Raw genomic sequence first — 25,519 nt, forward strand, 5'->3', positions numbered from 1 at the left:
CCGAGGAGTCCAAGCACACCTGCTCGAACTCCTCGACATCGACGAAACCCGACCCCGCTGGCTGGAAACCTAAAACCCCATGTGCGAAGTCTGGGGCTAGACGACCGCGCCGTGGTCCGGGTCCTCCGGCTCGTCCTCGTCGCGGTCCTTCATCCGCGCGACCAGGGTCACGAAGCCGCCGAGGAAGGCGGTGATCCCGACCCAGGCGGGCCAGCCGGAGATCTCCCGCCAGACCACCGCGTCGACCAGCAGCAGCGCCGGGCCGCCGAGCACCGCCAGCCAGGCGAACTTGGCGGTCACGTCGGCGGCCGGCAGCGGCGGCGGCTCCGGCGGGACGAAGTGCCCCTCGTCGGTCTCCTCGGCCAGTTCGAAGTCGCGCGGGCCCGCGCCGCCCGCCGGCATCACCGGTCGGCCGGAGCGGGGGCGGGGCTGCGGGGCGAGGTCGGCCAGGTCGTCCTGGTCGCCGCGGCCGCCGGCGCCGCCTTCCTTGTAGCCGCCCTTGAGCTCGTTCTGCGCCCGGAGGTTCTCGACCTCGGGCCAGTTCGGGTTGTTGAGGTCGACCGGGTCGTCGAACTGTGCCACCAGGGCGGCGAAGATCGCGTCCTGCTCGGCCTGGCTGCGCTCGGGCGCACGGCGCGGACGGCGTTCGGCGGTGTCGCCGGCGGCCTCTCCCGCGGAGCCGGCGGCGGCGTCCCGGCCGGGTGGGGGCGTCGCCGCGCCCTCCGGGCCGGTACGGTCCGTCGGCGCACCGCCCGGGGTGGCGGCGTCCGTCCCGCCGTCCTTGGTCGCGCCGTCCTCGCGGGGAGTCTCGTCCCCGCCGCCCGCCGTGCTGCTCTCGTGCACTTCCGGCCCTTCAGCCATGGTGATCGTCGGATTCGACCCGGGTGACGCCCGCCGCGTGCGCGGGGGCCAGCCGTTGGATGAAGTCCTGGCCGGCCGCGAATATTTCCGCCGCGTCGTGGTCCAGCGTCGCGACGTGGAAACTGCGCTGGCACAGCCGCTCCGTCACGTCCGTCGAGGATATCCGGGCCAGTACCAGTTCCGAGTTGGCCGGCGAGACGACGTGGTCCTGCGGGCTGTGGAAGAGCAGCACCGGCTGGGTCACCTCCGGCAGCAGCCGCTGGACCTCCCGCCACAGCCGGCTCAGCGACCAGGCGGCGTGCAGCGGGGTGCGGTCGTATCCGACCTCGACCGCACCGGACCGGGCGATGTCGTTGGCGACCCCGGGCAGGCTGGGCAGCAGGTGGCGCAGCACCGGCAGCAGCACGCTCGCGGGGGTGTCCGAGCGCACCGACGGGTTGACCAGCACCAGCCCGGAGACCGTCGGCCCGTGCAGCGCGGCGAGCCGCAGCGCCAGCGCGCCGCCCATCGACAGGGCGCAGACGAAGACCTGCTCGCACTCGTCGGCGAGCGCCAGCAGCTCGCGCTCGACCTCCGCGTACCAGTCCTCCCAGCGGGTGAGCTGCATGTCCTGCCAGCGGGTGCCGTGCCCGGGCAGCAGCGGCAGCGAGACGGTGAAGCCGGCCGCCGCCAGTTCGTCGGCCCACGGCCGCAGCGACTGCGGCGACCCGGTGAAGCCGTGGCAGAGCAGCACTCCCACCGGTCCGCCGGTGTGGCGGTACGGCTCGGCACCGGGCAGCAACGGCATGGCGGACTCCTTCGCGGGCGGGTGGCGCTGGGGGAGGGGACGCTGGAGGGGGAAGTGCTGCGAAATCGCATCGTCCCACGCTCCGCGCCGGGTCGTACACCCCCTGCGAAGGGGCCGGACGCGGTCCGTACGGCGGGGGCGGGCACAGCGGACGGCCGCGGGGCATTAGGATCGACCGGTCCGCATAACAGGAGGCCCGGGTTGTTCTACCGACTGATGAAGATGATCGTCGCGCCACTGCTTCGGATCTTCTTCCGGCCCTGGATCGAGGGCGAGGAGAACATCCCCACCGAGGGTGCGGCGATCATCGCGAGCAACCACCTGTCCTTCTCGGACTCGTTCTTCTTCCCCGCCCTGATCAGGCGCCGGGTCACCTTCATCGCGAAGGCCGAGTACTTCAACACCCCGGGCCTCAAGGGCCGGCTGACCGCCGCGTTCTTCAAGGGCGTCGGCCAGCTGCCGGTGGACCGCTCGGGCGTGCGCGGTGCCGGTGAGGCCGCGATCCGCAGCGCCATCGCGGTGCTGGACAGCGGCGAGCTGTTCGGCGTCTACCCGGAGGGCACCCGGTCGCCCGACGGCAAGCTGTACCGCGGCAAGGTCGGCGGCCTGGCCCGCGTCGCACTGGCCACCGGCGCCCCGGTGATCCCGGTCGCCATGATCGACACCGAGAAGGTGCAGCCGCCCGGCCAGGTGATCCCCAACTTCGGCATCCGCCCCGGCATCCGGATCGGCCGCCCGCTGGACTTCTCCCGCTACCACGGCATGGAGAATGACCGCTTCATCCTCCGTTCGGTGACGGACGAGGTGATGTACGAGATCATGCGGCTCTCCGGCCAGGAGTACGTGGACATCTACGCGACCGCCGCCAAGCGGCAGATCGCGGACGACAAGAAGAAGGCCGACGCCGAGCGGCGGGCCGCCGCCAAGGCGGAGAAGGCGGAGGCCGCCGAGGCCGAGAAGGCGGAGAAGGCCGAGAAGGCCGCCGAAGCGGAGAAGGCCGCCGAAGCGGAGAAGGCCGCCGGGACGGGCACCTCGGAGAAGCAGCAGGAGAAGCCGGAGTAGGCGCCCGGACGGCCGCTCGGCCGCCCGGACGGGCCCAGGGGAGGGGCGGATGACGGACGACGGGGGCAGAGCCGGCGCGGTCGGCGGCACGGTGGCGGCCGGCGGCATGTCCGTCGAACTCCCGCTGTGGAAGGCGATCTCCTACTTCCGGGTGCTGGCCCTGTGCTACGCCCTGCTGCGGTACTTCAACTCGTACCTGCACTTCCTGCACCCGGTGGCCGGCTGGATCTTCCTCGGCGCGCTGACCCTGTGGACCCTGGCCAGCACCCGGGCCTTCGCCAACCCGCAGCGCTGCACCTGGTACGTCCTGGGCGCCGACCTCACCCTCGCCGTCACCGGCATCGTGATGAGCGGCATCACCGACTCCCCGGCCCGGATCAGCCACGGCGCGCCCACCCTGCCGACCATCTGGGCGGCCGGCACGGTGCTGGGCTTCGCCGCGAAGGGCGGCTGGCGCCCGGCGGCGGCCTCGGGCTCGGTGATCGGCGTCGCCAACATCCTCGGCCACGGCGGGCCGACCGGCGACAACATCCACAACATCGTGCTGCTGATGGTGGCCGGCTGCGCGATCGGCTACGTGATCGAGCTGGCCCGGGCCAGCGAGGCCACCCTCACCCGGGCGCTCCAGGTCGAGGCGGCCACCCGGGAGCGCGAGCGGCTCTCCCGGGACATCCACGACGGCGTGCTCCAGGTGCTCGCCCTGGTCCAGCGGCGCGGCGCGGAGCTGAGCGAGCGGACGGCCTCCGGCGCGGACTTCGCCGAGCTCGGCCGGCTGGCCGGTGAGCAGGAGCGCGCGCTGCGGGCGCTGATGACGGGCGGTCCGCTGCCGGCGCGGCGCGCGTCGCGGTCCGACGCCGCCGAGCCGCCGGACCCGCACACGCCCTGCGACCTGACCGTGCTGCTGCGCCTGTACACGGACGAGCGGATCACGCTCTCCGCCCCCGGCACCCCGGTGCTGCTGCCCGGTCAGGCGGCGGGCGAGCTCGCGGCGGCCGTCGGCGCGGCCGTCGACAACGTGCGCAAGCACGCGGGGGAGCGGGCCCGGGCCTGGATCCTGGTCGAGGACGAGCCGGAGGCCGTCACGGTCGGCATCCGCGACGACGGCCCCGGCTACGCCCCGGGCCGGCTGGGCGAGGCCGAGCAGGCGGGCCGGCTCGGCGTCTCCCAGTCCATCCGCGGCCGGCTGCTGGACCTCGGCGGCACGGCCGAGCTGTACTCGGCGCCCGGGGAGGGCGTCGAGGTCGAACTGCGCGTCCCGAGGAAGGCCACTCAATGACCAGCCAGCCGATGACCGATCAGCCGACCGCCGACCGGCCGGTGCGGGTGATGGTGGTGGACGACCACCCGATGTGGCGGGACGCCGTCTCGCGTGACCTCGCCGAGGCCGGACTGGACGTGGTGGCCACCGCGGGCGACGGCGAGGAGGCCGTGCGCCGGGCCCGCGCCTGCACGCCGCAGGTGGTCGTGCTGGACCTCAACCTGCCCGGCCTGCCCGGTGCCGAGGTGTGCCGCCAGGTGGTCGCGCACGACCCGGCGGTGCGGGTGCTGGTGCTGTCGGCCAGCGGTGAGCACCAGGACGTGCTGGAGGCGGTGAAGTCCGGCGCGACCGGCTACCTGGTGAAGTCGGCCGGGCGGGAGGAGCTGCTGGACGCGGTGCGCCGTACGGCCGTCGGCGACGCGGTGTTCACCCCGGGCCTGGCCGGCCTGGTGCTCGGCGAGTTCCGCCGGCTGGCCGCCGAGCCGGCCCCGGCCTCGGCGCCGGCCGCCCCGCGGCTGACCGCCCGGGAGACCGAGGTGCTGCGGCTGGTGGCCAAGGGGCTGTCGTACCGGCAGATCGCCGACCGGCTGGTGCTGTCGCACCGGACGGTGCAGAACCACGTGCAGAACACGCTCGGGAAGCTGCAGCTGCACAACCGGGTGGAGCTGGTCCGGTACGCCATCGAGCAGGGCCTGGACGACGAGATCTGAGGGTCCGGCAGCGGCTGCGGCGCGGCCCCGGGCGGGTGTACGTCCGCCCGGGGCCGCGCCGTCGGCTCAGCGCAGTGCGGCCGTCGCCCCGCGCAGCAGGCCGGCCACGATGCCGACCCCGTCGCGGGTGAGCACCGACTCCGGGTGGAACTGGAGTCCCGCGAAGCCGGGCCCGCGCAGCGCGTGCACGTCGCCGGTGACGGCGTCCCGGGAGACCTCGACGCCCTCGGTGGCGAGCCGTGCCGCGTCGGCGTCCGAGCAGCGCGCGGTGAAGGTGTTGTAGAAGCCGACCGTCTGCTTGCCGCCGAACAGGTCGATGCGCTCCTGCGCCCCCTGGTAGGGGACGGCCTTGCGGCCCAGCGCGAGCCCGAGTTCGGCGGCCAGCAGCTGGTGGCTCAGGCAGACCGCGAGCAGCGGCGAGGTGCGGGCGCCGGAGCGGACGGCGGCCAGCGCGTCCGCGACGATCGGCCGCAGCAGCATCATCTTGGGGTCGTCCGCGAGTGCCGGGTCGCCAGGGCCGGGGCCGAGCACCAGTGCGCCCCGGTGCGCCGCGACCCGCTCGCGCAGCCCAGGCTCGTCGTACCGGGCCACCGTCACCCGGTGGCCGAGCGAGCCGAGCAGGTGGGAGAGCATCGAGGTGAAGGTGTCCTCGCCGTCCACGACCAGGGTCGGCTCGGTCTCGGTGATCTCGGCGGGCTGCTGCATCCGCAGCCAGAACGGCGCGAGGTCGGCCCGGCGGGAGTCCAGGGCGGCCTGCACCCGGTGGTCGTCGGCGAGCCGGGGCCCGACCGGGTGGGGCAGCCGGGAGGGCGTGGGCCGGGCGCCGATCGCGGTGAGCACCCCGGCGGCCTTGGCGTGGGTCTCGGCGACCTCGGACTCCGGGACGGAGTGGCGCACCAGGGTGGCGCCGACCCGGACGACCAGCCGGCCGGTGGCCGGGTCGATGTCGGCGGTGCGGATGCAGATCGGCGAGTCCAGCAGCTGCCCGCCGCTGGCGGAACGGCCGATCAGGGCGAGCGCGCCGGAGTAGTAGCCGCGCCCGGTGGGCTCGTAGCGCTTGATCACCCGGGTGGCGTTCTCGACCGGGCTGCCCGTGACGGTCGCGGCGAACATCGTCTCGCGGAGCACGTCGCGGACGTCCAGCGAGGTGCGCCCGCGCAGCTCGTACTCGGTGTGGGCGAGGTGGGCCATCTCCTTGAGCCGGGGCCCGAGCACCTGGCCGCCGAGGTCGCCGACCGTGCACATCATCTTGAGCTCCTCGTCCACGACCATGGTGAGCTCCTCCAGTTCCTTGGGGTCGTGCAGGAACTGGAGCAGCGAGTCGAGGTCGGAGCCGCCGGCCGGGTAGCGGTAGGTGCCGGAGATCGGGTTCATCACGACGGTGCCGCCGCTCTGCCGGACGTGCACCTCGGGGGAGGCGCCGACCAGCACCCGGTCACCGGTGTGCACGAGGAAGGTCCAGTACGCGCCGCGCTCCTGCTCCAGCAGCCGGCGGAAGAGCGTCAGCGCGAGCTCCGGTGAGAAGTCTTCCAGCGTCGCGTGGAAGTCGCGCCGGATCACGAAGTTGGCGCCCTCGCCGTTGCCGATCTCGTCCCGGATGACCCTGCGGACGATCGACGCGTACGAATCGTCGTCCACATCGAACCCGCCACCGGCAAGTGAGACCGGCAATTTCGGTAGGGCATAGGTGAATTCGGCCAACGGCAGGGTGTGCTGCTCGGTCACCGAGAGGGCCTGCAGGGGGGTGTCGTCGTCGTGCGCCTCGAAGCCGCGCTCGCGGATCTGGCGGTACGGGACGAGCGCGAGCAGATCGTGCACCGGGCCGCCGCCGGCCGGCGGGCCGCTGCGCACGGGCAGGTCGGCGAGGTGCTCGTAGCGGTCGACGGTGCCCAGCAGCACCTCGACGGTGTCCGGGCTGAGCCGGGGGGTGCGGCGGTGCAGCAGGGCGAACGCGGGGGCGTCCGGGCCGGTGAGGCGGGTGAGCAGGTCGACGGCGGTGGTCACGGGAAACGGCTTCCTTCCGGGTGGGCTGGTGAGAGGCGGTGCAAGGTCCGCTCCCGGAGGGCCGTCTGCGCAGACGCCGACGGCCGCCCCGAGGGGCGGCCGTCGTGTTCGTCTAGGAACGCGTCGTTCGTGGGCCACCCTTGGGGGAGGCCCACCACCAGGAGTGGGTGTGGGGCGCGTGCATGATTCGACCCTAGCGGATGCGCCGGGGCGGGTGAGGGCCGTCACGTCTTTGTCCGAGATGTGTCTCATCCCTCGGGCAATAGTCACGAGTCACTCCTGTCACCCCGTAGCCTTGGCGATGTGACCGCTACGACTGAGACTTCGAGGGCTGCCCATTCCTGGCAGTCCCTGCCCGCGGCGCAGCAGCCTGAATGGCCGGACCAAGAGGCTCTGCGCAAGACCCTTGCCGAGCTCGCCTCCTATCCGCCGCTCGTCTTCGCCGGCGAGTGCGACCAGCTGCGCGCCCGGCTCGGGGCCGTGGCGCGCGGGGAGGCCTTCCTCCTCCAGGGTGGTGACTGTGCCGAGGCCTTCGACGGCGTCTCGGCGGAGCACATCCGCAACAAGCTGAAGACGCTGCTCCAGATGGCCGCCGTGCTGACGTACGCCGCCTCGGTGCCGGTGGTGAAGGTCGGCCGCATCGCCGGCCAGTACTCCAAGCCGCGCTCCAAGTCGACCGAGACCCGCGACGGCGTGACCCTGCCGGTCTACCGCGGCGACTCGGTGAACGGCTTCGAGTTCACCCCCGAGTCCCGCATCCCGGACCCGGAGCGCCTGAAGCGGATGTACAACGCGTCCGCCGCGACGCTCAACCTGGTGCGCGCGTTCACCACCGGTGGTTACGCGGACCTGCGCCAGGTGCACGCCTGGAACCAGGACTTCGTCCGCAACTCGCCGGCCGGCCAGCGCTACGAGCAGCTCGCCCGGGAGATCGACAACGCCCTGGCGTTCATGAGCGCCTGCGGCGTGGTGCCGGAGGAGTTCAAGGCGGTCGAGTTCTTCTCCTCGCACGAGGCGCTGGTTCTCGACTACGAGACCGCGCTGACCCGCGTGGACTCGCGCACCGGCGAGCTGTACGACGTCTCCGGCCACATGGTGTGGATCGGCGAGCGCACCCGGCAGCTGGACCACGCGCACATCGAGTTCGCCTCCAAGATCCGCAACCCGATCGGCGTCAAGCTCGGCCCGACCACCTCGGTGGACGACGCGCTCGCCCTGATCGAGAAGCTGGACCCGGAGCGCGAGCCCGGCCGCCTGACCTTCATCACCCGGATGGGCGCGGGCAAGATCCGCGAGCACCTGCCCACCCTGGTGGAGAAGGTCACCGCCTCCGGCGCCAAGCCGGTGTGGATCTGCGACCCGATGCACGGCAACACCTTCGAGGCCTCCAGCGGGCACAAGACCCGCCGCTTCGACGACGTCCTGGACGAGGTCAAGGGCTTCTTCGAGGTGCACCGCGCGCTCGGCACCCACCCGGGCGGCATCCACGTGGAGCTGACCGGCGACGACGTCACCGAGTGCGTCGGCGGCGGCGACGAGGTCCTGGTGGACGACCTGCACCAGCGCTACGAGACGGCCTGCGACCCGCGCCTCAACCGCAGCCAGTCGCTGGACCTGGCGTTCCTGGTGGCGGAGATGTACCGGGGCCAGTAGGCCCGGCGCCCGTCGGATGTGACGAAGGCCCCTCCGGATTCGGTGTTCCCGAGCCCGGAGGGGCTTTTTCGTACCCGTTTGCCCAGGTAAGGTAAGCCTCAGTGAACTAAGGCGAACCTTAGTCAAGATCCATTCCGCTCCACCCCGGGAGAGACCGCGATGTACGTGTGCATGTGCCATGCGGTCACCGAGGACCAGGTGAAGAAGGCGATCGACGGCGGCGCCAGCACCCCGCGCCAGATAGCGAAGGGCTGCCGGGCCGGCACCGACTGCGGGTCCTGCGTGCGCCGCATCCAGGCGCTGCTCGGCGAGCACGGCGCCCGCCCGTGCCCGACCGCCCGGCTGGCCGCGAAGCTCGGCCTCGCGGACCCGGAGGCCCCGGCCGCCCCGGCCCCCGCCCCGAAGGCCGCTCCGGTGGTCCCACTGCGGGCGGCCTGAACGGCCCGGGCCGTCCGAGCCGCCCGAGCCGCCCGGAAGGACCGCCTCAGGACTCCGGCTGCTCGATGACCTGAGCGAGGTAGAGCGCCTCGCCGAGCTTGTCCAGCAGCTCCAGCTGGGTGTCGAGGTAGTCGATGTGGTGCTCCTCGTCGGCCAGGATGTCCTCGAAGATGTTCGCCGAGGTGACGTCGTTCTTGGCCCGCATCACCACGATCCCGCGCTTGAGCCGGTCGATCGCCTCGACCTCGACCTGGCGGTCCGCCTCGAACATCTCCTTGACCGTCTGGCCGATCCGGACGTGGAACAGCCGCTGGTAGTTGGGCAGCCCGTCCAGGAACAGGATCCGGTCGGTGAGCGTCTCGGCGTGCTTCATCTCGTCGAAGGACTCGTGCCGGGTGTACTTGGCGAGCTTCGTCCAGCCGAAGTTCTCCTGCATCTTGGCATGCAGGAAGTACTGGTTGATCGCGGTCAGCTCGGCGGTGAGCTGCTCGTTGAGGAACTCGATGACCTCGGGATCGCCCTGCATGGTGATGCCTCCTGCGTGAGTCCTGTCCTGCGTCCTGTGCTGGGTCCTGCGCTGCGCATCCTGGCACCGCTTCGGGAGGAAATTCCAGTAAGTTCACACTCACTAGGAGATGTGGCGGAATATCCGATTCATGACGGAACGTGCTGGTGGGGGCTCGACCGTTGCTCCGTACGGGCCGGGGCGCGAATCCGCGCAAAGGGGCGCGCGCCGAGGCTCGTCCGCCGTCTGTCACCATGGATCCATGGGTCAGTCGAAACACGAACCGCTTCCGCCGTCTGACCCGAGGCTCCCCCCGGGCCAGCGCGCGCAGCGCGGCTGGCCCGCCCTGCACTACGGGCCCGTGCCCCGCTTCAAGCCCCTGACCTGGGACCTCCAGGTGTTCGGCGCCACCGCCTCGGCGGAGAAGCACAGCTGGGACTTCGAGGCCTTCTGCGCCCTCCCGCGCACCACCGTCGTCGGGGACATGCACTGCGTGACCAAGTTCTCGGTGCTCGGCAACGAATGGACGGGCGTGTCGGCCTCCGCCGTGCTCGACCTGGTGCCCCCGGCACCGGGCGTCACCCACGTCATGGTCTGGGCCGAGTACGGCTACAGCGCCAACCTGCGGCTGGCCGACTTCGCCGACCCCCGCACGCTGCTCGCCACCCACCGCAACGGCGAGGCGCTCACCGCCGAGCACGGCTTCCCGGTGCGGCTGGTGGTACCGCGGCTGTACGCGTGGAAGGGCCCCAAGTGGGTGCGCGCGGTGGAGTACATGCGGGCCGACCGGCGCGGCTTCTGGGAGGAGCGCGGCTACCACAACCTCGCCGACCCCTGGCGCGAGCAGCGCTACTCCTACCAGGAGGAGCCCGGCGACGGGCCGCTGCGCTGAACCCCTCGCGGCGGCCGGGCGGGTCGGACGCGTCCTAGAACAGCGAGAACTTGACCGTCACCACGCTGCGCTGCGGGCGCCGCTCGCCCGCCGCCGGGCTCTGGCCGGAGGAGGTGACCGCGCCGAACACGTCCCAGCCGCTGGTCTGCATGGTGAAGCCCGCCGCCTGGAGCGCCTTCTGCGCCTCGTCCTTGCCCATCCCGGTGACGTTCGGGACCGGCACCATGCCCTTGCTGACCACCAGCGAGACCGCGGAGTTCTCCTGCAGCAGCTGCCCGGCCGCCGGTGAGCTGCTGATCACCGAGCCCTCGGGCACGGTGTCGTCGTAGGTCTCGGTCACGCCGCCCCTGGTCAGCTGGGCGCCGGCCAGGGCCGAGGTGGCGTCGGCGGAGCTCTTGCCGGTGAGGTCCGGCACCGCGATCCGCTTGGGGCCCCTGGAGACGGTGACGGTGACGCTGTCGCTCTTGCGGGTGCGCGCCCCCACCCCGGGATCCACGGAGATCACCTGCCCGGACGGCACGGACTCGCTGAACACCTCGACGAACCTGCCGTGCAGGCCCTCCTTGTCCAGGACCCGCTGCGCCTCGGCCCGGTCCTTGCCGAGCACGCCCGGCACCGCGCCGTACAGCCCCTCGGAGATCCCGTAGGTGGCGCCGCCGATCGCCAGGACCAGGGCGGCCACCGCGGCCGTCCAGATCAGCGGACCGCGCGGGAGTCGGCGGCGCGGCGCGGCCGGCCGGCGCCGCTGCACCGGGGTCGGCTCGTCGTACGGGCGGGGCTCGGCGAGCAGCTCGTCCATCAGCTCCGGCGGCATGTCCAGCACGCTGGTGCGCTCGGTCGGCGGGGCGTCGGCGGGCCGCGGCAGCGGCTGGACCACCGAGGTCGGCTCGGTGGTCGGGTAGCGCGGGCCGGGCCGGGTGGAGGCCGGCGGCTCGGCGTCCAGCTCGGCCGGGGTGAGGGTGCGGCGCACCCGCTGGAGGGCGGCGAGCAGCTCGACCGCGTCGTACGGGCGGGCGTCGGCGGACCGGGCGCAGGCGCCGGCCACTATCGCGTCCAGTTCGGGGCCGACGGCGGGGGCGACCAGCGAGGGGGCCGGGACGTCCTCGTGCAGGTGCTTGTACATGACCTGGACGGGATTGTCGCCGGTGTGCGGGCGGCGGCCGGTGAGCATCTCGTACAGCAGGATGCCGGCCGCGTAGACGTCCACCCGCTGGTCGGTCGGGGCGTCCGGGAGGATCTGCTCGGGGGCCAGGTAGGAGACGGTGCCCATGACCGTGCCGCCGGTGGCGGTGGTGGTCGAGGTGGGCGCGCCGTCGGCGGTGCCGAGCACCCGGACCAGGCCGAAGTCGGCGACCTTGACCAGGCCGCCGTCGGTGATCAGCACGTTCTCGGGCTTGACGTCGCGGTGGACCAGCCCGGCCCGGTGGGCGGCGCCGAGCGCGGCCAGCACCGGCTCCAGCACGTCCAGAGCGGCCCGGACGGACAGCGCGCCGCGGTCGCGCAGCAGGTCGCGCAGGGTGCGGCCGGGCACGTACTCCATGGCGAGGAAGACGTGACCGCCGTCCGCGCCCTGGTCGAAGACGGTGACCACGTTGGGGTGGGTGAGCTTGGCGACGGCCTTGGCCTCGCGGATGAAGCGGGCGGTGAAACCCTCGTCGCCGGCCAGCGAAGGGTGCATCACCTTGAGTGCGACCACGCGGTCCAGACGGGTGTCGGTGCCCTTGTAGACGGTGGACATCCCGCCGGTCGCGACGCGCTGCTCGACCCGGTACCGGTTGTCGAGCAGGGCGCCGATCAAGGGGTCGTGCAGTGCCATGTCCACTCGGAGAGTCTAGAGCCGCCCGGGACGGCCGGTCCCGGAGGACACCGCCTCCGGGACCGGCTTGTGACATGCGCGACGGTTCAGAACGCGGGGTGCTCGCGGGTGTCCAGGTCGGCCCGGCCGGCCATCGCGGAGGAGGCCTCGGCGTGGAAGCGGCGCGGGATCCGGCCGGCCCGGTGGGCGAGCCGGCCCGCCTCGGCGGCGTGCCGCATCGCCTCGGCCATCAGCACCGGGTCCTGAGCCCTGGTCACCGCGGAGGCGAGCATCACCGCGGCGCAGCCCAGTTCCATCGCCAGCGCCACGTCGGAGGCGGTGCCGGCGCCCGCGTCCAGGATCACCGGGACGCCCGCACCCTCCACGATCAGCTGGAAGTTGTGCGGGTTGCGGATGCCCAGGCCCGAACCGATCGGCGAGCCCAGCGGCATGATGGCCGCGCAGCCGACGTCCTCCAGCTTGCGGGCCAGCACCGGGTCGTCGTTGGTGTACGGCAGGACGGTGAAGCCGTCGTCGACCAGCGTCTCGGCGGCGTCCAGCAGCTCGATCGGGTCGGGCAGCAGGGTGCGCTCGTCGGCGATCACCTCCAGCTTGACCCAGTCGGTGCCGAGCGCCTCGCGGGCCAGCCGGGCGGTCAGCACGGCCTCGCCGGCGGTGAAGCAGCCGGCCGTGTTGGGCAGCACCCGGATGCCGTTGCGGGTCAGCACGTCGAGCACGGAGCCCTGGGTGGAGGCGTCGACCCGGCGCATGGCGACGGTGGTCAGCTCGGTGCCGGAGGCGAGCAGCGCGCGCTCCAGGACCTCCAGGCTGGGGGCGCCCCCGGTGCCCATGATCAGCCGGGAGGAGAAGGCCGTCCCGGCGATGGTCAGAAGGTCGTCGGCCATGGTTCAGCCTCCCTGCACGGCGGTGAGGATCTCGATCCGGTCGCCGCCGGCCAGCGCCGTCCCGGGCCACGAACCGCGGGGCACCACGGCCTCGTTGAGCGCGGCGGCGACACCGGTGTTGGCGGCGCTGACGGCGGCCACCACCTCGGCGAGGGTGGTCGTGGCGGACACCCGGCGGGGCTCGCCGTTGACGGTCAGGGCGATCTCGTTCGGGGCGATCTCGGTCATGCGGAGGCCTTCGCAGCGGGGGGTTCGGGGGAGAAGCGCAGGGGCGTGAACGGCCTTGCCGTTTCGGGGACTTCACCGGTGGCCAGGTACTCGGAGACCAGGTCGGCGGTCACCGGGGTGAGCAGCACGCCGTTGCGGTAGTGGCCGGTGGCGGCGACCAGCCCGGGCAGTGACGTCGGGCCGAGCAGCGGGGCGTTGTCCGGCGATCCGGGGCGCAGCCCGGCGGAGGTCTCCAGCAGCGGGAGTTCGGTGATTCCCGGGACCAACTCGTGGGCGTCGCGCAGGAGTTCGTACACCCCGCCGGCGGTGACGGTGGTGTCGTAGCCCTGCTCCTCGGTGGTCGCGCCGACCACCAGCTCGCCGTTCTCCCGGGGCACCAGGTACAGGTGCCGGCCGCGGACCACGGCGCGGACGTTGCGGGACAGGAACGGGCGGTAGGCGTCCGGGACGTGCAGCCGCAGCACCTGCCCCTTCACCGGGCGGATCGCGGGCAGCACACCGTCGGGCAGGCCGGGCAGCCGGTGGCTGTGCGGCCCTGCGGCGAGGACGACCTGCCCGGCGCCCACCCGTTCCCCGGTCGAGAGCCGGGCACCGGTCGCGCGGCCGCCCTCGACCAGCAGCTCGACGGCCTCGGCGCGGTGCAGCAGGACGTTCGCGTTCTCGCAGGCGGCGGCCAGGGCGGTGAGCAGGCGCCGGGGGTCCACCTGGTGGTCGTCCGCGACGTGCAGGCCGCCGCGCACGCCGGGGGCGAGCATCGGCTCCAGCCTGCGGGCCTCCCGGCCGGTCAGCCAGGTCGAGTCCAGACCGAGCCGCTGGTGGAAGGCGTGCAGCTCGCGCAGTTCCTCGCGGTCGTCGGAGTCCAGCGCCACGGCGACGGTGCCGCAGCGGCGGTAGCCGGTGTCCCGGCCGCCGCTCGCCTCGGAGAGCTCGGCGGCGAAGGCCGCGTACCGCTCGTTCGAGGCCATCCCGAGGCGGAGCAGCGGCTCCTCGCCGTACTGCAGCTCGGTGACCGGGGCGAGCATCCCGGCCGCGACCCCGGCGGCCCCGCCGCCGGGGGAGGGGTCGACCACGATCACGTTCCGCAGCCCGCGCTGCGCGGCGCGCCAGGCGACGGCGAGGCCGATGACGCCCCCGCCGATCACCAGCACGTCGGCGTGGGCGCCTGATGGCAAGCGTGACAAAGCTGCTCTTCTCCCTTCGCCGGTATGACCCGGATCAGGTTCGGACGGTCGCAGGCCGTGCCAGCCCGCCTCTCAGCCCGGTGCGCCAGGCTCCCGTGTGGTGCCCCCACCTTAACGCCGGGGGTCGGCCCGGCCGAAGGCCCGTACAGCGGGCGGACGGCCCGCAGGCCGCCGCGTCGCGCTGAGTACAGTGACGGGCGTGGCAGAGCTGAGCGGAACGGATCGGGTGGTCGTCGTCGGAGCCGGGCTGGCCGGGGCGCAGTGCGCCCTCAAGCTGCGGCAGGGCGGCCGGCAGGGGCCGATCGCGCTGGTCGGCGAGGAGCCGCACGCGCCGTACGACCGGCCGCCGCTCTCCAAGGACGTGCTGCTCGGCAAGGCCGACTCCACCGCCCTGGACATCGACTACGGGCAGCTCGGCATCGAGCTGCTCACCGGCCGCCGGGCCACCGGCCTGACCCCCGGCGTGCTGCACACCGACGGCGGCGACCTCCCGTACGGCTCGCTGGTGATCGCCACCGGCGCCGTCCCGCGGGCCCTGCCCGGCGCCGAGCGCGCGCACCTGCTGCACACCCTGGACGACGCCCTGGCGCTGCGCGCGCTGCTGCGCCCCGGGCTGCGGCTGGTACTGGTCGGCGCGGGCTGGATCGGCGCCGAGGTGTCCACCGCGGCCCGAGCGGCGGGCTGCGAGGTGACCGTGGTCGAGGCCGGCCCGGCGCCGCTGCCCGGCGCGCTGCCGACGGAGGTCGGCTCGGCGATGGCCGCCTGGTACGCCGGGGCCGGGGTCGACCTGCGCTGCGGGGTCGGCGTGGCCGCCGTCGAGCCCGGCGCGGTGCTGCTGGCGGACGGCTCGCACCTGCCCGCCGACGAGGTGGTGGTCGGCATCGGGGCCCGCCCCGCGACCGGCTGGCTGGCCGGCTCCGGGGTCGAGCTGGACGCGGCCGGCGCCGTCGTGGTGGACGGGCGGCTGCGCACCTCGGTGCCCGGCGTGTTCGCGGCCGGCGACTGCGTCAGCTACCCCTCGGCCCGGGCCGGTGCCCGGCTGGCCGTCCAGCACTGGGACCACGCCCTGCAGTCCGGCGAGGCGGTGGCCGCCGCCGTCCTGGGCGCGGACGCGCCGGCCTACGACCCGGTGCCGTACTTCTGGTCCGAGCAGTTCGGCCGGATGGTCCAGTACGCCGGCCGGCACGCCGACGGCGACGAGCTGCTGTGGCGCGGCTCCCCGCGGGACGGCGACTGGTCGGTGCTCTGGCTGCGCGACGGCGTGCCGAGCGCGCTGCTGGCCGTGGACCGGCCGCGCGACCTCACCCAGGGGCGGAGGCTGATCGAGCGCGGTACGGCCCTGGATCCGGCCCGCGCGGGCGACCCGGCGGTGCCGCTGAAGTCGGCCGTCGCGGGGTAGTGCCTGGTGCGCGGTGGGCCGCGGAGGTGGCAGTCTGGTGGCGTGAGTGAGATCGAAAGCAAGATTGAAGCCCTGGTCACCGACTGGATGTACCTGCCCGACATCTCGGAGCAGTGGGGGGTCCGGGTCACCGAGGTACGTGACCTGGTCAAGAACGGCGGCCTGATCGCCGTCCGGCGCGGGCCGAACAAGTCGCTGCAGGTCCCGGCGGCGTTCATCGACGGCCCGGGCCTGGTCAAGCACCTGTCCGGCACCCTGACCGTCCTGCGGGACTGCGGGTACAACGACGTGGAGATCCTGGAGTGGCTCTTCACCGAGGACCCGTCGCTGCCCGGCAGCCCGATCCAGGCGCTGCGGGAGAACCGCGGCACCGAGGTGAAGCGCCGCGCCCAGGCGATGCTGATCTGATGGCGGCGGACACGCTGCGTACCCGGCTGGCCGACGCCCGGCTCTACCTGTGCACCGACGCCCGCCGGGAGCAGGGCGACCTCGCCGAGTTCCTGGACGCGGCGCTGGCGGGCGGGGTGGACATCGTCCAGCTGCGGGACAAGGGCCTGGAGGCCAAGCAGGAGCTGGAGGCCCTGGAGGTCTTCGCCGACGCCTGCCGCCGGCACGGCAAGCTGCTGGCCGTCAACGACCGCGCCGACGTCGCCCACGCGGCCCGGCCGGACGTGCTGCACCTCGGCCAGGACGACCTGCCGGTGCGGGCCGCCCGGGCGATCCTCGGCGAGGACGTGCTGATCGGCCGTTCCTGCCACGCCGAGTCCGAGGTGGACGCGGCGATCGCCGAACCCGGTACGGACTACTTCTGCACCGGCCCGGTCTGGCCGACCCCGACCAAGCCGGGCCGCCCGGCCCCGGGCCTCGGCCTGGTCTCGTACGCGGCGAAGCAGGACACCGACCGGCCGTGGTTCGCGATCGGCGGGATCGACCTCGGCAACCTGGACGAGGTGCTGGCCGCCGGTGCCCGCAGGATCGTCGTGGTGCGGGCCGTCACCGCCGCGGCGGATCCGCGGGCGGCCGCCGCCGAGCTGTCCCGCCGGGTGCGCGCCGCGCTCTGACCGGCCCGGATCAGCAGGATCCGGAGGCCCGCAGGCCTCCAGGCCCCCAGGCGCCCAGGCCCCGGGGCCGTCGCCGTCCGTCAGTACTTGCGGACGGTGGCGGCCTCGGCCAGGGCCAGCAGCACCGTACGGGCCCGGTCGTCGGCGAGCGGAGCGGCCTCCAGCGCGGCCAGCGACTGCCGCATCAGCTCCTCGATCCGGTGCTCCACCAGCTCGGGCGCGCCGCTGCGGGCGACCAGCGCGCGCAGCTCGGCGACCTCAGGGGCCGCCAGGTCCGGGGCGCCGAGCCGCTCGTCCAGGTGCCGGGCGTCGGCGGCCGGCAGGCCCCGCATCGCGTGCGCGACCAGCAGGGTGCGCTTGCCCTCGCGCAGGTCGTCCCCGGCCGGCTTGCCGGTGACGGCCGGGTCCCCGAAGACGCCGAGCAGGTCGTCGCGCAGCTGGAAGGCCTCGCCCAGCGGCAGCCCGAACGCCCCGTACGCCTCGACCAGTTCCGGCCCGGCACCGGCCAGCAGCGCACCCACCTGCAGCGGCCGTTCGATGGTGTACTTCGCGGACTTGTAGTGCAGCACCGTCCGCGCCCGGTCCAGCGCGCCCTCGTCGGTCGAGTCGCCGGCCACCGGCTCCAGGACGTCCAGGTACTGGCCGAGCATGACCTCGGTGCGCATCAGGTCGAACACCGGCTTGGCGGCGAGGACGGCGGCCGGCTCCAGGCCGGAGCGCAGGAACAGCTCGTCGCACCAGATCAGCAGCAGGTCGCCGAGCAGCACCGCGGCCGAGGTGCCGTACTGCTCGCGGTCGCCGCGCCAGCCGCTGTCCCGGTGCAGCGCCTCGAAGCGGCGGTGGACCGAGGGCAGGCCGCGGCGGGTGTCGCTGCGGTCCATCAGGTCGTCGTGCACCAGGGCGCTCGCCTGGAGCAGCTCGAGGGCGGCGGCCGCGTTGGCGATCGCCTCACCGGTGGCGCCCCCGGCCGGGCCGCCGGCGCCGCGCCAGCCCCAGTAGCAGAAGGCCGGGCGCAGGCGCTTGCCGCCGTCCAGCAGGAAGTCGCGCAGCGCGTCGGCGGCGGGGGCCAGCCGGGGCGAGATCTTGTCGAGCAGCACGGACTGGCCGTCCATGAACGCGGCGAGCGCCGCGTTGACGCGGGTGCGGACGTCCTCCACGTCAATGGGGTTGGCCGCACTGGGGTTGGCCGGCCGGGTGCTGGACGAGGTCACGATGGGGCTCCGCTGGTTCTCTGGGGTGCAGCAAGCGTAACGGTGCGGCTGGGAACGGGTGTGCGAGCGGCCCCGCGGGGGCTCGGAGGAGGCGCCGCGGAACGGGGCCGGGGTGAACCGGAACGTCTTCCATCTCTTGTCTCAATAGGTGGAATACGGTTGTCCGGCCCCTTCGAACGCCGGATAGCCTGCCAGCATGGCACTCGGTATCGCTTCCACGAGAACGGATCGCGCACTGACGGTGCGCGACCTCCTGGCGGCCGGAAAGCGCTCCTTCTCCTTCGAATTCATGCCGCCGCGCACCGAGGTCGGCGAGCAGAAACTCTGGGACGCCATCCGTCGGCTCGAACCGCTCGACCCGAACTTCGTCTGTATGACCTACGGCGCCGGCGGCTCCTCGCGCGAGCGCACCGTCAACATGGTCGGCCGGATCGCCACCGAGACCACCCTGACCCCGGTCGCCCACCTCACCGCGGTGGACCACTCGATCGCGGAGCTGCGCAACATCATCGGCCAGTACGCCGACCAGGGCGTGCGGAACGTCCTGGCGGTCCGGGGCGACCCGCCCGGCGACCCGATGGGCGAGTGGGTCAGCCACCCCGAGGGCGTCACCTACGCGTACGAGCTGGTGGAGCTGATCAAGGGCATCGGCGACTTCTGCGTCGGCGTCGCGGCCTCGCCGAACATGCACCCGCGCTCGACCGACTGGGACGAGGACATCCGGCACTTCGTGGCGAAGATCCGCTCCGGGGCCGACTACGCGATCACCCAGATGTTCTTCGAGGTGGACGACTACCTGCGGCTGCGCGACCGGGTCACGGCCGCCGGCTGCGAGACGCCGATCATCCCGGAGATCATGCCGGTCACCAACGCCAAGCAGCTGGAGCGCTTCCCCCAGCTCAGCGGCTCGGCCTTCCCCGCCGACCTGGAGGCCCGTCTGCGGGCGGCCATCGACGACCCGGCGGCGCTGCGGGCCATCGGCATGGAGCACGCCACGGCGATGGCCGAGCGCCTCCTCGCCGAGGGCGCGCCCGGTCTGCACTTCATCACGCTGAACCACTCGACGGCGACGCTGGAGATCTACCAGAACCTGGGGCTGCACCAGCGCTGACCGGCCGGCCTGGCCCGCGCCCGCGCAGCGCCGGCGCCGGGTGTTCACGAGCCCGTCACCGCACCGACGGTGACGGGCTCGGTCGTGTGCGGCCGCCGTCCGGGGCGGCGGGAACGCGATGCGGTACCCCGGCCGTTGAACCGGTACAGTCGCCGCACACGCGCGGCGCACAAGCGCGGGTACGCGACTGGAGGTAGCGGGCGGATGGGCATCGGATACCTGCTGCTGTACACCGCGTTGGCGGTGGTGGCGCTCTGGTTGGTCGCCGAGGTGCTGCTGCAGAACCGGGCGCCGCTGCACTGGCGGGTCCTGGCCCTGGCCGGCTTCCTGGGCGTCGCCGCCGGGATGGTCCTCGGCTCGGTCGTGGTGATCGGGGCCGGCGCCGCGCTGTTCGCGGTCGGCCAGACCTTCGTCACCCTCGCGGTCAAGCGCGGCCACCAGGCCGGATGGTCCCTGCGGAAGGCCGACGGCACCCTGCCCGGCCCGCTCGCCAAGGTGCCGCTGCTGGGTGCCCTGACCGGCGGCGCCGCCGCGGTGGCGGCCGTCGCCGTCGCCAGGAAGCGGGTCGGCGAGGTCAGCGCCGTCGAGGAGACCCGGGCCGCCGCGCCGGTCCCCGTCGAGGTGCCCGACGAGGTGCCCGAGGTCGAGCAGACCGCCGCCTTCGAGATGCAGGAACTCGCCCAGGACGGCGTCTACGCCCCCGGGTACTACGAGCAGCAGCAGCCGCAGGTCCAGCAGCAGCACCAGGACCCGTACGCCGCCGCCTACCAGTCCGGCTACGACCAGCAGCAGTGGCAGACCCAGCAGCAGCCCGCCTACGCCTACGACCAGCAGCAGTCCTACGGCGGCTACCCCCAGCACCAGGACCCGTACGGCGGCTACCCGCAGCAGCAGGACCAGCAGCAGGACCCGTACGCGGGCTACCAGCAGCCGCAGCACCAGCAGACCTGGGACCCGAACGCCCAGCCCCAGCAGCAGTGGCAGCCGCAGCCCGACCCGCAGGTCCAGGGCATCCCGCAGCAGCCGGCGTACGACCAGAACTACGGCTACCAGCAGCAGAACACCTGGCACCAGGGCTGACCCGGCAGGGGCCCGGCAGCAAGGCCGACCGGGCCGGGCCGCAGGGCCCTACGCCGGGCCGATCAGCCCGGCGGTGATGCAGGCCGACATGCCGACGCGGGCGAGGCCGCCGCCGGGGTGGGCGTTGCCGCCGACCAGGTAGAGGCCCGGGACGGGCGACGCATTGGCGGCGTGCAGCCCCGCGTACGAACCCGCGAGCACAGGACGGGCGACCGAGCCGAACAGCGCGCCGGTCTCCCGGCGGGTGTCCTCCGGGGTGCGCACGACCCGCCACAGCACCCGCTCGCGCAGTCCCAGGCCGGCCGCGTCGACGTGGGCGAGCAACCGGTCGGCGTAGCGGTCGGCGACACCGGGGGCGGTCCAGTCGACGTCCTCCTCCTGGGCCGGGACGGTCGCGGTCAGCACCACGCTCTCGTGGGCGTCGTCGGGGCGCAGCGCCGGGTCGTCCGGGCGGAGCACCTGCACGGTGGGACGCTCGCACAGCGGCGCGGACAGGGTGAGGGCGTTCTCCTCGGCGGCCGGGTCCACCGCGTGGACCACCGTCCGGTGCGCGGTGCCCTCGGGCCGGGGCCCGCGCAGGGCGAGCAGCACGCTGAACCGGCCGGGCACCTCGAACGGCTCCCAGTCCTCGGCCGGCACCCCCGGCCACTCGGCGATACCGTGGTGGAACAGCGCGCGGGTGTCCATCGCGGAGATCACCAGGTCCGCGTCGATCCGGCCGTCCGCCGTCCCGACCCCGCACGCCCGGCCGTTCTCCACGACCACCCGGGTGACCGGGGTGTCGAAGCGGAACTCGACCCCGCGCAGCTCGCAGCGCCGGTACACGGCGTCCGCGAGCGCGCGCAGGCCGCCCCGGACGTACCAGACGCCGAAGGACTGCTCCATGTACGGCAGCACGGCGGCCCCCGCCGGGGCCTGCCCGGGCAGGAGGCCGTACCGCAGCGCGGGCTCGCCCAGCAGGGCGGTCAGGCCGGGGTGGCCGCCGAGTTGACGCCGCGCCACGTCGGCGAGGCTCCACGGCCGCGGGCGGCGCAGCCGGGCCAGGCCGGTGCGCGGCGGCACGGGGTACGGGTCGGTGTCCACCCGGGCCCGGCCGGCCGGGGACAGGACACCGAGGTCGGCCGGGAGCGCCTCCTCCAGCAGCGGGCGGCGGGTGGCCTCCCAGACCGTCCGGCCGTGGTTCATCACCTCGCTCCAGCGGGCGCCCGAGCCGGCGCCGAAGGCGGCGTCCAGGGCCTGGCTGACACCGCCGCGGGAGGCGTTGGGCAGGGTGACGGCGGTGCCGTCGGGGAACAGGTGCCGGCTCTCCGGGTCGACCGGGGCCAGCTCGACCAGCTGCTCCAGCGGCTCCTTGCCGGTCTTCAGCGCGAGGTCGCGGTAGACGGCCGGGAGGGAGAGCAGGCCGGGGCCGGTGTCGAAGGCGAAGCCGTCGCGCTCGTACCGCCCGACCATGCCCCCGTACGTGCCGCCCGCCTCGCAGACCGTCACCCGGTGGCCGAGGGTCGCCAGCCGGGAGGCCGCCGCGAGCCCGCTCATTCCTGCGCCGATGACGACGATCTTTGCCATGGCCCCGATCCTAGGACCAGGTTTACGCCGTGCCCGCGGCGCCCGCCGCCCTGGCGGCCCTGCGTTCGCGGCGGCGGGCCCGGAAGGCGCGGATCTTCGTGATCGCCAGCCGGACCAGCAGCAGACCGGCGACCAGGACCGCGGCGGCGACCGAGGCGGCCAGCCAGGGGTGGAAGATCGCCAGCGTGACCAGGCCGGCCACCGAGAGGTCCTCGGCCATGCTGACCACGATGTTGCTGACCGGTTCCGGGGAGGTGTTGACGGCCATCCGCAGCGAGGACTTCACCAGGTGGCTGACCAGCGCCGAGGTGCCGCCCATCGCGCCGGCCGCGACCTCGCTGAGCGAACCGGGGTCGTTGCTCGCGATCAGCACGCCGACGGTGGCACCGGCGATCGGCCGGATCACCGTGTGCACGACGTCCCAGACGCTGTCCACGTACGGGATCTTGTCGGCCACGGCCTCCAGCGCGAACAGCACGCCCGCCACGACCAGCACGTCCGTGCGCTCCAGCGCCTGCGGCACCGAGTCCGCGTCACCGAACCTGCCCAGCAGGCCGAGCAGCAGCACCACCGCGTAGGCGTTGATGCCGCTGGCCAGCCCGCTGGTGAAGATCAGCGGCAGGACCGTCATCGCGTCCCCCTCCTCGTCCTCGTCATCGCGTCCGCTCCTCGTCCGGCGGGGCCGGTTCCGCCCGGCCCCGCCGTACCGTACCGGCACCCGGGACGTTGTGGACGCACGTCGCGGTTCCGGCGGACGGCGGGCCGGGAGGGACTGAGTACGGATACTCAGATTCGCGGTTGAGTACGTCAGCGGATGGCCGACGACCTGCGCGGACGGGAGAGTGGTGGCACCCGGGAGGGCGGCGCGTCGGGCGCCCGGCCCGCCCGGGCGGCGGATCCGTCCGTCTCCCGGCCGCGCAGGCCGGGGGAGGCGGCGGACGGACCGCCACGGGGCTGGTCGTGGTCCCCGCACCGCCGACACGGGGCGGCGGAGCGGGCCGGGGGGAGACCGGCCGCGAGGGGGAGTTCGCCGCCGCCGGCCAGGGGGTGGACCGGCGGAGCGACGACACGGCGGCGGCGCGGAACCGGGGGAGGACCGCGCCTGCCGCCGCTACCCCGTTTTCCGGCCTCCCTACGGCCTTTCCGGACTCCTTACGACCCCTTCGCGCCGCAGGAGCGGCCTTCCGGGCCGGATTGTCAGTGGTGCCGTTCACGATGGGAAGGCACGGACCACCCGGTCCGCGCGCTGCCTCGGAACGGGGGAGACCATGACCATCAGTCGTCCTGAGCCCGTCACCGCCCGCCTCCACTCCGCCGCCCTGCCACAGCTCCCGGGTCCGTCCGCCCGACGCCCCGCCGGAGCGGACGTCCACCCCGTGCTGCGCCGGACCGCCGCGCCGCCGGCCGCCCTCGACCTGCTCGCCGACGCCCACCGCACCCTCGTCCGGGCCCGCGCCCTGGAGGACCCGCTGGAGCGCTACGCCACCGCCCACCTGGCCGCGCTGCGCACGGTGGCGGCCGTCCTGGCGGTGCGCGGCCGCCCGGAGAAGAGTCCGCGCCGCCGCAAGGCCATCCGCAGCGCCTGGGAGGTGCTGCCCGAGGTGGCCCCGGAACTCGCCGAATGGGCGCTCTACTACGGCGCCGGCGCCCGCCGCCGGGCCGCCGCCGAGGCCGGGATCAGGGGCGCCGCCTCGGCCCGCGACGCCGACGACCTGATCCGCAACTCCGCCCTCTTCCTGCGCCTGGTCGAGCGGCTGCTCGGCCTGCACGCCGCGCCGCCCCCGCCCCGGCTGCCACTGGAGGCCGACGAGCCGCCGGTCTGACAGGGTCCCCGCCGGGCCGGTCGGACGAGGTCCCCGCCGGGCCGGTCCAGAGCCTGTCTCCTGGATTTTGTCGGATCAGGCCGCGGCGTTGGGGTGCGTGCATCGCAAGGCGGAGGAGGGAGCCACTGCGGAGCATTGGCGACCGACGACAACGCGGCGAGGTGCGTGCCCCGGCGTCGTGGGCCCGGCAAGGATCCAGGAGACAGGCTCTAAGGTGGAGGCATCCTGATCGAACTGCACGTGCCAAGGAGCCCCACCTTGTACCCGACGCGTCCCCGCAGTGCCCTGCGTACCGCCGTGGTGTGGGAGGTGGTCCGGGCAGCCCTGGAGAAGCGGGCGGCCGAGCTGGACCAGCCGGTGCTCGACGTGGTCGACACCGGCGGCGGCACCGGGAACTTCGCCGTGCCGGTCGCCAAGCTCGGCCACCGCGTCACCGTGGTCGACCCGAGCCCGGACGCCCTGTTCGCCCTGGAGCGCCGGGCCGCCGAGGCCGGTGTGACGGACCTGGTGCGGGCCGTCCAGGGCGACACCCAGACCCTGCCGGAGCTGGTCGCTCCCGGCAGCGTGGACGCGGTGCTCTGCCACGGCGTGCTGGAGGTCGTGGACGACCCGGCCGAGGCGCTCGGCAGCCTGGCCGGCACCCTGCGCGCGGGCGGTGTGGTCAGCCTGCTGGCGGCCAACCGCAACGGCGCCGTGCTGGCCCGCGCGCTGGCCGGCCATTTCAACGAGGCCCGCACGGTGCTCTCCGCCACGGACGGCCGCTGGGGCGCGCAGGACCCGATGCCGCGCCGCTTCACCGGCGAGGAGCTGGGCCGGCTGGCCGAGGCCGCCGGCCTGCGGGTGGAGTCGGTGCACGGCGTACGGGTCTTCGCCGACCTCGTCCCCGGGGTGCTGGTGGACGCCGAGCCGGGTGCCCTGGACGCGCTGCTGAAGCTGGAGGAGGCCGCCGCCGAGCAGCCCGCGTTCCATGCCGTGGCGACCCAGCTGCACCTGCTGGCCACCCTGGCCTGAGGCGTTCCGTCCGGCACGCGCTCCTCTCAGGGCGCGTGCGCCCCTTCACGAACCCTGCCACCGTCGTACGGTTTTTTTGCACACCGTACGGCGGCGGTTCGCGCCCCGGAGGCCTGGCGGTTCCCCGCCCGTAGCCCGTCCGTGCGCCGGTCGGCCCCCGGTCGCTCCGCGCCGCCCGGTGGCAAACCTGCCCAGGTCCGGGACGATTCCATCCGATCGGGCACTTGTCCGGGGCGTGGCGCGTTGACTCCGATGCGGCCGTCCCCGCTCGAAGTGGCCCGTCCCACGCGGCGCAGACCACTCCGTAACGGGCCCACGGACCGTATGATCTGGGTAAAGCCGGAAAGCATGACAGCCGGACGCGTGGGGCATATGGACGACACGGGCCGGGTCCCCCGCACGGGCGTCCGACCGTGTGCCCCAAGGCTGATTGGACTTGCCTCCCCGACCGGGGTGGGCGGACCGGTCGCACGCGCGACCGACGAGTAGGAGGACTCCGTGCCGCTCTCGGAGCACGAGCAGCGACTGCTCGACCAGATGGAGCGAGCGCTGTATGCCGAAGATCCCAAATTCGCGTCTGCGCTTGAGGGAACCGGGCTGCGCACCTACACCCGTCGGCGGGTCTACCTGGCCGTCGCCGGCTTCGTGGTGGGCATCGGCCTGCTGATGGGCGGCATGGTCGTGCCGGACCAGATCTGGGTCAGCGTCGTGGGCTTCCTGGTGATGCTCGGATGTGCGGTGTTCGCCGTGACCGGCTGGCGCCGGGGGCCCGCGGGCCAGGGCACCGGGGCCCGCCCGGCCGCCGCCCCGCGCCGCAAGGCCGGGATGATGGACCGGGTGGAGCAGCGCTGGCAGCGTCGTCGGGACGAGCAGACCGGGGGCTTCTGAGCCGCCCGGCCGATGGCCGGAGCCGATGGGTACGAAACGGATGAAGCCGGGGCGGGCAGTCGATCGACTGCCCGCCCCGGCTTCGTGTCC

At 73.8% G+C, this 25,519-nt stretch carries 25 protein-coding genes and 1 riboswitch; of the genes, 14 read left to right on the plus strand and 11 right to left on the minus strand.

Going from position 1 to position 25,519, the window contains the following annotated elements; all coding sequences use genetic code 11:
• Positions 1–96: 96 nt before the first annotated feature.
• Positions 97–843 (minus strand): hypothetical protein, encoded by a 747-nt coding sequence (locus ACFVVA_RS35210; RefSeq protein ID WP_387694800.1) that lies wholly within the window; start codon positions 841–843, stop codon positions 97–99.
• 10 nt (positions 844–853) lie between these two features.
• Positions 854–1,648 (minus strand): alpha/beta hydrolase, encoded by a 795-nt coding sequence (locus tag ACFVVA_RS35215; RefSeq protein ID WP_387694801.1) that lies wholly within the window; start codon positions 1,646–1,648, stop codon positions 854–856.
• 216 nt (positions 1,649–1,864) lie between these two features.
• Between ACFVVA_RS35215 and ACFVVA_RS35220 the strand changes: the two genes are divergently transcribed.
• Genes ACFVVA_RS35220 through ACFVVA_RS35230 form a run of 3 tightly spaced genes read left to right on the plus strand, consistent with a single transcriptional unit; the run spans position 1,865 to position 4,678 of the window.
• On the plus strand, positions 1,865–2,710 hold the full coding sequence (locus tag ACFVVA_RS35220; protein WP_387694844.1) for a lysophospholipid acyltransferase family protein: 846 nt from the start codon (positions 1,865–1,867) through the stop codon (positions 2,708–2,710).
• A 49-nt stretch (positions 2,711–2,759) separates the two neighbouring features.
• On the plus strand, positions 2,760–3,986 hold the full coding sequence (gene macS / locus ACFVVA_RS35225) for a MacS family sensor histidine kinase (RefSeq protein WP_387694802.1): 1,227 nt from the start codon (positions 2,760–2,762) through the stop codon (positions 3,984–3,986).
• Positions 3,983–4,678, plus strand: a complete 696-nt coding sequence (locus ACFVVA_RS35230; protein ID WP_380353246.1) for a response regulator — start codon at positions 3,983–3,985, stop codon at positions 4,676–4,678. Before macS ends, ACFVVA_RS35230 begins: the two co-directional genes overlap by 4 nt.
• Positions 4,679–4,744: 66 nt before the next feature.
• On the opposite strand, the gene ACFVVA_RS35235 is transcribed toward ACFVVA_RS35230, so the two are convergent.
• Entirely contained in the window at positions 4,745–6,682 is a 1,938-nt protein-coding gene (locus tag ACFVVA_RS35235; RefSeq protein WP_387694803.1) for a chorismate-binding protein, read from the minus strand.
• 303 nt (positions 6,683–6,985) lie between these two features.
• Between ACFVVA_RS35235 and ACFVVA_RS35240 the strand changes: the two genes are divergently transcribed.
• The gene (locus tag ACFVVA_RS35240; protein ID WP_359897101.1) at positions 6,986–8,335 is read left to right on the plus strand and encodes a class II 3-deoxy-7-phosphoheptulonate synthase; all 1,350 of its coding nucleotides are present in this window, start codon (positions 6,986–6,988) and stop codon (positions 8,333–8,335) included.
• A gap of 159 nt (positions 8,336–8,494) precedes the next feature.
• Positions 8,495–8,773 (plus strand): (2Fe-2S)-binding protein, encoded by a 279-nt coding sequence (locus ACFVVA_RS35245; RefSeq protein ID WP_359897103.1) that lies wholly within the window; start codon positions 8,495–8,497, stop codon positions 8,771–8,773.
• Positions 8,774–8,819: 46 nt separating this feature from the next.
• Here ACFVVA_RS35245 and bfr read toward each other — a convergent pair whose 3' ends face one another.
• On the minus strand, positions 8,820–9,299 hold the full coding sequence (gene bfr, locus ACFVVA_RS35250; protein ID WP_359897105.1) for a bacterioferritin: 480 nt from the start codon (positions 9,297–9,299) through the stop codon (positions 8,820–8,822).
• 241 nt (positions 9,300–9,540) lie between these two features.
• On the opposite strand from bfr, the gene ACFVVA_RS35255 reads away from it, so the two are divergent.
• A complete protein-coding gene (locus tag ACFVVA_RS35255; RefSeq protein ID WP_387694804.1) occupies positions 9,541–10,170 on the plus strand; it encodes a sulfite oxidase-like oxidoreductase in 630 nt (209 codons plus the stop codon).
• 34 nt (positions 10,171–10,204) lie between these two features.
• On the opposite strand, the gene pknB is transcribed toward ACFVVA_RS35255, so the two are convergent.
• The 4 genes from pknB to thiO form a co-directional block, all read right to left on the minus strand.
• The gene (gene pknB, locus ACFVVA_RS35260; protein WP_387694846.1) at positions 10,205–11,986 is read right to left on the minus strand and encodes a Stk1 family PASTA domain-containing Ser/Thr kinase; all 1,782 of its coding nucleotides are present in this window, start codon (positions 11,984–11,986) and stop codon (positions 10,205–10,207) included.
• 86 nt (positions 11,987–12,072) lie between these two features.
• The gene (locus ACFVVA_RS35265) at positions 12,073–12,870 is read right to left on the minus strand and encodes a thiazole synthase (protein WP_387694805.1); all 798 of its coding nucleotides are present in this window, start codon (positions 12,868–12,870) and stop codon (positions 12,073–12,075) included.
• Between the two features lie 3 nt (positions 12,871–12,873).
• On the minus strand, positions 12,874–13,098 hold the full coding sequence (gene thiS, locus ACFVVA_RS35270; RefSeq protein WP_387694806.1) for a sulfur carrier protein ThiS: 225 nt from the start codon (positions 13,096–13,098) through the stop codon (positions 12,874–12,876).
• Positions 13,095–14,270, minus strand: coding sequence for a glycine oxidase ThiO (thiO, locus tag ACFVVA_RS35275; RefSeq protein WP_387694807.1), 1,176 nt, complete (start codon positions 14,268–14,270; stop codon positions 13,095–13,097). The genes thiS and thiO overlap by 4 nt, the downstream gene beginning before the upstream one ends.
• A gap of 3 nt (positions 14,271–14,273) precedes the next feature.
• Positions 14,274–14,386: riboswitch (TPP riboswitch) on the minus strand.
• Between the two features lie 83 nt (positions 14,387–14,469).
• Here thiO and ACFVVA_RS35280 point away from each other — a divergent pair.
• The 3 genes from ACFVVA_RS35280 to thiE are packed head-to-tail and all read left to right on the plus strand — an operon-like array spanning position 14,470 to position 16,739.
• A complete protein-coding gene (locus ACFVVA_RS35280) occupies positions 14,470–15,678 on the plus strand; it encodes an NAD(P)/FAD-dependent oxidoreductase (RefSeq protein WP_387694808.1) in 1,209 nt (402 codons plus the stop codon).
• 42 nt (positions 15,679–15,720) lie between these two features.
• Positions 15,721–16,086: an Rv2175c family DNA-binding protein gene (locus tag ACFVVA_RS35285; protein ID WP_189915099.1), complete on the plus strand. Its 366-nt coding sequence runs from the start codon at positions 15,721–15,723 to the stop codon at positions 16,084–16,086.
• Positions 16,086–16,739, plus strand: a complete 654-nt coding sequence (thiE, locus tag ACFVVA_RS35290; RefSeq protein WP_387694809.1) for a thiamine phosphate synthase — start codon at positions 16,086–16,088, stop codon at positions 16,737–16,739. Before ACFVVA_RS35285 ends, thiE begins: the two co-directional genes overlap by 1 nt.
• 80 nt (positions 16,740–16,819) lie before the next feature.
• On the opposite strand, the gene ACFVVA_RS35295 is transcribed toward thiE, so the two are convergent.
• Positions 16,820–17,950 (minus strand): polyprenyl synthetase family protein, encoded by a 1,131-nt coding sequence (locus tag ACFVVA_RS35295; RefSeq protein ID WP_359897116.1) that lies wholly within the window; start codon positions 17,948–17,950, stop codon positions 16,820–16,822.
• Positions 17,951–18,146: 196 nt separating this feature from the next.
• On the opposite strand from ACFVVA_RS35295, the gene metF reads away from it, so the two are divergent.
• Both metF and ACFVVA_RS35305 read left to right on the plus strand, forming a co-directional pair.
• Positions 18,147–19,061 carry a methylenetetrahydrofolate reductase [NAD(P)H] gene (gene metF / locus ACFVVA_RS35300; protein WP_359897118.1) on the plus strand — a complete coding sequence of 305 codons (915 nt, stop codon included), beginning with the start codon at positions 18,147–18,149 and terminating at the stop codon, positions 19,059–19,061.
• A 204-nt stretch (positions 19,062–19,265) separates the two neighbouring features.
• The gene (locus ACFVVA_RS35305) at positions 19,266–20,141 is read left to right on the plus strand and encodes a hypothetical protein (protein ID WP_387694810.1); all 876 of its coding nucleotides are present in this window, start codon (positions 19,266–19,268) and stop codon (positions 20,139–20,141) included.
• 48 nt (positions 20,142–20,189) lie between these two features.
• Here ACFVVA_RS35305 and ACFVVA_RS35310 read toward each other — a convergent pair whose 3' ends face one another.
• Both ACFVVA_RS35310 and ACFVVA_RS35315 read right to left on the minus strand, forming a co-directional pair.
• The gene (locus tag ACFVVA_RS35310) at positions 20,190–21,707 is read right to left on the minus strand and encodes a phytoene desaturase family protein (RefSeq protein ID WP_387694811.1); all 1,518 of its coding nucleotides are present in this window, start codon (positions 21,705–21,707) and stop codon (positions 20,190–20,192) included.
• 22 nt (positions 21,708–21,729) lie between these two features.
• Positions 21,730–22,338 carry a DUF4126 domain-containing protein gene (locus tag ACFVVA_RS35315; protein WP_387694812.1) on the minus strand — a complete coding sequence of 203 codons (609 nt, stop codon included), beginning with the start codon at positions 22,336–22,338 and terminating at the stop codon, positions 21,730–21,732.
• A 637-nt stretch (positions 22,339–22,975) separates the two neighbouring features.
• Here ACFVVA_RS35315 and ACFVVA_RS35320 point away from each other — a divergent pair.
• The 3 genes from ACFVVA_RS35320 (at position 22,976) to ACFVVA_RS35330 (ending at position 25,429) form a co-directional block, all read left to right on the plus strand.
• The gene (locus ACFVVA_RS35320; RefSeq protein ID WP_387694813.1) at positions 22,976–23,530 is read left to right on the plus strand and encodes an SAV_6107 family HEPN domain-containing protein; all 555 of its coding nucleotides are present in this window, start codon (positions 22,976–22,978) and stop codon (positions 23,528–23,530) included.
• 258 nt (positions 23,531–23,788) lie between these two features.
• Positions 23,789–24,541, plus strand: coding sequence for a methyltransferase domain-containing protein (locus ACFVVA_RS35325; RefSeq protein WP_359897125.1), 753 nt, complete (start codon positions 23,789–23,791; stop codon positions 24,539–24,541).
• A 498-nt stretch (positions 24,542–25,039) separates the two neighbouring features.
• Complete coding sequence (locus ACFVVA_RS35330) at positions 25,040–25,429, plus strand: DUF3040 domain-containing protein (protein WP_049651927.1); 390 nt, start codon at positions 25,040–25,042, stop codon at positions 25,427–25,429.
• The last annotated feature ends 90 nt before the right edge of the window (positions 25,430–25,519 follow it).

Origin of the sequence: Kitasatospora sp. NPDC058048, assembly GCF_042885555.1 — a bacterium.
Lineage (GTDB): Bacteria > Actinomycetota > Actinomycetes > Streptomycetales > Streptomycetaceae > Kitasatospora > Kitasatospora lactacystinica.